This window comes from Kineococcus arenarius subsp. arenarius, from assembly GCF_050871845.1.
Taxonomy (GTDB): Bacteria; Actinomycetota; Actinomycetes; order Actinomycetales; family Kineococcaceae; genus Kineococcus.
Genome location: NZ_JBJLSE010000158.1, coordinates 1 through 4,812 on the forward strand (window position 1 = coordinate 1; position 4,812 = coordinate 4,812).

Consider the following 4,812-nt stretch of genomic DNA (forward strand, 5'->3'; position numbering starts at 1 on the left):
CGGTCACCTCCTGGGAGGTGACCGGGCGCTCGTCGTCCCGGGGATGGTGCGGGGACGCGGGATCAGGCGACCAGGCTGCCGAGCAGGTACAGGCCCGCCCCCAGGCAGGCAGCGGCGGGCGGGGTGAGCAGCCACGCCACGACCATGGTCCGGGCCACCCCCCAGCGCACCGCCGACAGCCGCTTCGTGGCACCCACCCCGGTGATCGCCGAGGAGATGGTCTGGGTGGTGGAGACGGGAGCGTGGAAACCGAGCGCGGCCACGTAGAGCACCATCGCGGAGACCGCCTCGGCGGTGAAGCCGCGCGCGGGGTCGAGGTGGATGATCCGCCGCCCCAGCGTCCGCATGATCCGCCACCCCCCGGCGTAGGTGCCGGCGCTGATGACCACGGCCGCGCTGACCTTCACCCACCACGGGATCGAGAAGTCGTCGCCCCCGTGGTAGCCGCCGGCGACCAGGGCCAGGACGATGACGCCCATCGTCTTCTGCGCGTCCTGCAGCCCGTGACCCAGCGCCATCGCCGCGGCGGAGACGGTCTGCGTCACCCGGAAGCGGCGCTGCGTCGGCCCGGGGGCGGAGCGGCGCACCGCCCACAGCACCCCCAGCATCACCAGGTAGGCGACGAGGAAGCCGGCCAGGGGCGAGACGAGCATGGGGACGACGACCTTGCCGAGGACGACCTCCCAGTGCACGGTGGCCTGGGCGACGAGGCCGACGCCGGCCAGCGCACCGATGAGGGCGTGCGAGGCGGACGTCGGCAGCCCGCCCCACCAGGTGAGCAGCTGCCAGCCCACGGCGCCGACGAGGGCGGCCAGGATCAGCCAGAGGGCGTCGGCGCCCATCCCGACGTCGATGATCCCGTCGCCGATGGTCTCGGCGACGCCGGTGCCGAGGAAGGCGCCGACGAGGTTGCACAGGGCCGCCAGTGCGACGGCCACGCGCGGGGTCAGCGCCCGGGTCGAGACGGAGGTGGCGACGGCGTTGGCGGCGTCGTGGAAGCCGTTGGTGAAGTCGAAGACGAGCGCCACCACGACGACCACCACGACCAGGACGAGGACGGGCTCCACCGGGTCAGGACTCCTTGACCGCGATGGTCTCCACGGTGTGGGCGACGTCCTCGAAGGCGTCCGCGGTGTTCTCCAGCGTCTCCACGACCTCCTTGAGCTTCATGATCGTGATGGCGTCGTGCTCACCGCCGAAGATGGTGCCGAGGAGCTCGCGGTGGACCTGGTCGGCCTGGTTCTCCAGGCGGTTGATCTCCACCCAGTAGTCCGCCAGCTCCCCCGGCGCGCGCAGCCGCGGCAGCGCCTCGCGGGTCAGCTCCGCCTGCCGGGTGATGATCTGCACGAGGTCGCCGACCGCGGGCGGCAGGGTGCCCAGCCGGTAGATGACGATGAGGTCGACGGCGGCGTGCATGAGGTCCAGGCAGTCGTCCAGCCGGGAGGTCAGGCGGTAGATGTCCTCACGGTCGAAGGGCGTCACGAAGGAGGAGGTGAGCCGGCGCAGCACCGCGTGGGCGGCCTCGTCGCCGGCGTGCTCGACCTCCTCCATGCGACGGGCCAGGTCCACCCGGCGCACCTGGTCGCTGCCCAGGAACTCGGTCAGGACGGCCGTGGCCTCCACGAGGATGTCGCCCGTTCGGGCGAACAGCTCGAAGAAGCCGTCGTCCCGGGGGGTGAGTCGAAAGCGCACTGGGGCTCCGCAGACGGTCGGTGCTCGGTCGGGCCGGCGGCGCTCGACCCGCAGCGGACTCTAGGCGGTGGGTGCACCGTCCCCGGCACCGAGCCCGGGGCGCGGTGCGGGTGCCGCGCCGGGGGCGGCGTCGTCCACGCCGAGCAACCGGTCGAGGTCGCTGTCGGCCAGTGGGCCGTCACTCTCCGACGCCGCGACGACGACGTCGGCGTACAGCTCGATCTCCTCGGCGAGCGCGTCGTCGGCGAGGGGGCCTGCGTCGGTGCCCGGCTCGGGGCCGGCCGGGTCGGGTCGTGGGGTCATGGTGGCGCCCACGGTACGCGCGCGGCGCGGTGCGCGAGCCCGGTTCACGGCACCGGTGGCGCGGCGGTGGCCGGCGCGGTCGTGGTGGGCGCGGTGGTGGGCGCGGTGGTGGGCGCGGTGGTGGGCGGGCCGGCGGTCGGCGGGAGGAGCGGCGGGCGGTCCTCGTCGGTCAGCACCGTGCGCTGCAGGCTGACCTCGGCCAGGCCGAGGCCCCCGACGGTCACCTCGTCGTAGGCCAGGAGCTCGTCGTCCGCGTCGAAGTAGAGCAGCGTCGCCGACAGCGGCAGGGGCGTGCCGTCGGCGAGGCGGTCCAGCCCGGCCGAGGTGATGCCCGCGCCCCCCGTCGTGCCCTCCACCATGATCCGGGTGCCCGAGGCGTCGAGCGTGACGCTGCGCGTGTGCAGGTGCCCGGCCAGCACGAGCGGCACCCGGCCCGTCAGCGGCTCCAGGCCGCTGGGGTCGTGCACCAGGGCCACGTCCACGGGGTCGTCGGGGTGGGCCGACTCCCACTGCTCGATGCCGGCGGCGAGCACCTCGTTGGACTCGCGCTGCACCTCCTCGGCGGTCCCGGAGGCGGTGCTGCCCTCCCCCTCCGGGGTGAAGACGGGGTCGCCCTTGCCGGCGAAGCGCAGCCCGGCGACCTCGGCGGTCTGCCCGTCGTCCAGCACGACGGCGCCGGGCTGGGCGGCGACGGCGGCCTGGGTCTGGGCGGAGTCGTGGTTGCCGCGCACGAAGACGTACGGCACGCCGAGGCCGCCGATGCGGTTCAGGAACGAGGACTCCACCGCGGAACCCAGGGTCGTGACGTCGCCGGTGTCCACCACCGCCTGCACGCCGAACTGCTCGATGAGGTCCTCCACCAGGTCGAAGCCGAGCGGGTTCAGGTGCAGGTCGGAGATGTGCAGGACGGTCGTGACGTCCTGCCCCGCACCGGCGCCGGGCTGCCCGTCGCCGAGTGCGGGCAGCCCGGCGCTGACGGCGTACAGGGTGCTGACGCTGCGCACGATGTCGGACAGGCCGGTGCGGTAGGACTCCAGCCGGTCCAGGGCGTCCTGGGTGCTGGTGACGAGGTAGGGCGCGCGCGAGAGCAGGCCGGTGAAGCGGGGCTGCTGCAGCGCCGCGGCGTCGAAGGTGGCGGCGGTGGCGCCGCCGGCGGCCAGCAGCGCCGCCAGGCAGGCCGCGCCGGCCTGCAGGGTGCGGCCGCGGGTGCGGTACACGACGAACCCGGCGAGCACGGCACCGCCGATCCCGCAGGCGGCGCTGTAGGCGGCGGCGCGCACGGTGGCGGCCCGCACGGTGTCGGCGGCCGTCAGCTCCAGCGCGAGCAGCTGCTGCGGGGAGCGCACGAGGCGGCCGGCGGCGTCCAGGTCGACCGACTCGATGCCCGCGGTGACCTCGACGGGGGCGGCGTGCGTGTCGAAGGTGACCTCGCCCACGGGCGGGAGGTCGACCGCCACCCCCGGGGAGAGGCTGGGGTGGACCCGCACCTCCACCTGCAGCGGGCCCACCCAGGTCTCGTGGCCGGGGGCCAGCGCGAAGCCGACCCCGGCGCCGACGGCCGCCACCAGCACCACGCCCACCCACCCCAGCGCGCGCGCCAGGGCTCGCGCCGCGCGCGGCGGCAGCGCGTGCGTCAGGCGCCGGCGCCGCCACCAGGGCGGGCGGGCGGGCACGGCGGCCGGGGCGTCGCGCGGGGCCTCGCGCGGGGCCTCGCGCCGGGGGTCGTCGGGAGCCATCGGGGCGATCCTCGCGCAGACCGCGCCGTCCTGCCGGGTGCAGGGGTGCATCCACGGGGTGCCGAGCGGGTACGGGGAGGGCATGAGCGAAGAGAGCACTCCCGCGAGCGGTGGGTTCCGCGACCTGCGCAGCCGCGAGCCCGCCGGCAGGCCCGGCCCGGCGATCGTCACGGGCTCCGAGTCCGGCATCGGGCGGGCGATCGCCGTGGAGCTGGCGGCGCGCGGCCACGACGTCGGCGTGACCTGGTTCCGCGACGAGGAGCAGGGCCGGCGCACCGCCGAGGAGGTCCGGGCGCTGGGCCGGCGCGCCGAGCTGCGCCACCTGGACCTGCGCGACCTGCCGGCGGCCGCGGACGTCGTGGACGAGCTGGCCGAGGCCCTGGGCGGGGTGGAGGTCCTGGTCAACGACGCCGGCACGGGCACCTCGACGCCGCTGCTGGAGCTGTCCTTCGAGGACTGGCGCGAGGTCCTGGCCACCGACCTGGACGGGGCGTTCCTGTGCCTGCAGCGGGCGGCGCGGCGGATGGTCGCCGCCGGGCGGGGCGGGCGCATCGTCAACATCACCAGCGTGCACGAGCACCAGCCCCGGGTGGGGGCCGCGCCGTACTGCGCGGCCAAGGGCGGCCTGGGGCTGCTGACGCGCACGGCGGCGATCGAGCTGGCCGAGCACGGGATCACGGTCAACGCGGTGGCACCCGGGGAGATCGCCACGCCCATGACGGGCCAGGAGGACCACGACCCGCACACCGAGGAGCGCCCGGGGGTGCCGCTGCGCCGTCCGGGTGACGCGCGCGAGATCGCGGCGGTGGTGGCGCTGCTGTGCTCCCCGGAGGGCTCGTACGTCACGGGGGCGTCGTACGCGGTGGACGGCGGGATGCTGCAGATGGGTCCCATGGCCGGCTCGCACCTGACCTCCGACGACTGGCGACGCCCCTGACGGCTCCCCCTCCCCCTGGAGCCCCTCCCCGGGGGGGGGGGGGGGGGGGGGGGGGGGGGGGGGGGGGGGGGGGGGGGGGGGGGGGGGGGGGGGGGGGGGGGGGGGGGGGGGGGGGGGGGGGGGGGGGGGGGGGGGGGGGGGGGG

General features: G+C 76.2%; 5 protein-coding genes. 1 reads left to right on the forward strand and 4 read right to left on the reverse strand.

All coding sequences use genetic code 11. From position 1 onward, the window contains the following. Positions 1-62: 62 nt before the first annotated feature. Genes ACRYM0_RS20305 through ACRYM0_RS20320 form a run of 4 tightly spaced genes read right to left on the reverse strand, consistent with a single transcriptional unit; the run spans position 63 to position 3,731 of the window. A complete protein-coding gene (locus ACRYM0_RS20305; RefSeq protein ID WP_432507663.1) occupies positions 63-1,067 on the reverse strand; it encodes an inorganic phosphate transporter in 1,005 nt (334 codons plus the stop codon). 4 nt (positions 1,068-1,071) lie between these two features. Beyond that, positions 1,072-1,692 carry a DUF47 domain-containing protein gene (locus tag ACRYM0_RS20310; RefSeq protein WP_432507664.1) on the reverse strand — a complete coding sequence of 207 codons (621 nt, stop codon included), beginning with the start codon at positions 1,690-1,692 and terminating at the stop codon, positions 1,072-1,074. A gap of 60 nt (positions 1,693-1,752) precedes the next feature. Then, a complete protein-coding gene (locus ACRYM0_RS20315) occupies positions 1,753-1,995 on the reverse strand; it encodes a hypothetical protein (protein ID WP_432507665.1) in 243 nt (80 codons plus the stop codon). 44 nt (positions 1,996-2,039) lie between these two features. Beyond that, positions 2,040-3,731 carry a metallophosphoesterase family protein gene (locus tag ACRYM0_RS20320; RefSeq protein ID WP_432507666.1) on the reverse strand — a complete coding sequence of 564 codons (1,692 nt, stop codon included), beginning with the start codon at positions 3,729-3,731 and terminating at the stop codon, positions 2,040-2,042. 82 nt (positions 3,732-3,813) lie between these two features. Here ACRYM0_RS20320 and ACRYM0_RS20325 point away from each other — a divergent pair, with 82 nt between their 5' ends. Beyond that, positions 3,814-4,668, forward strand: coding sequence for an SDR family oxidoreductase (locus tag ACRYM0_RS20325; RefSeq protein ID WP_432507667.1), 855 nt, complete (start codon positions 3,814-3,816; stop codon positions 4,666-4,668). The last annotated feature ends 144 nt before the right edge of the window (positions 4,669-4,812 follow it).

Excerpts from the sequence above, each read along its gene's own strand:
- ACRYM0_RS20325 (WP_432507667.1), top strand. The coding sequence starts at position 3,814 with ATGAGCGAAGAGAGCACTCCCGCGAGCGGTGGGTTCCGCGACCTGCGC.
- ACRYM0_RS20320 (WP_432507666.1), bottom strand. The coding sequence starts at position 3,731 with ATGGCTCCCGACGACCCCCGGCGCGAGGCCCCGCGCGAGGCCCCGCGC.
- ACRYM0_RS20315 (WP_432507665.1), bottom strand. The coding sequence starts at position 1,995 with ATGACCCCACGACCCGACCCGGCCGGCCCCGAGCCGGGCACCGACGCA.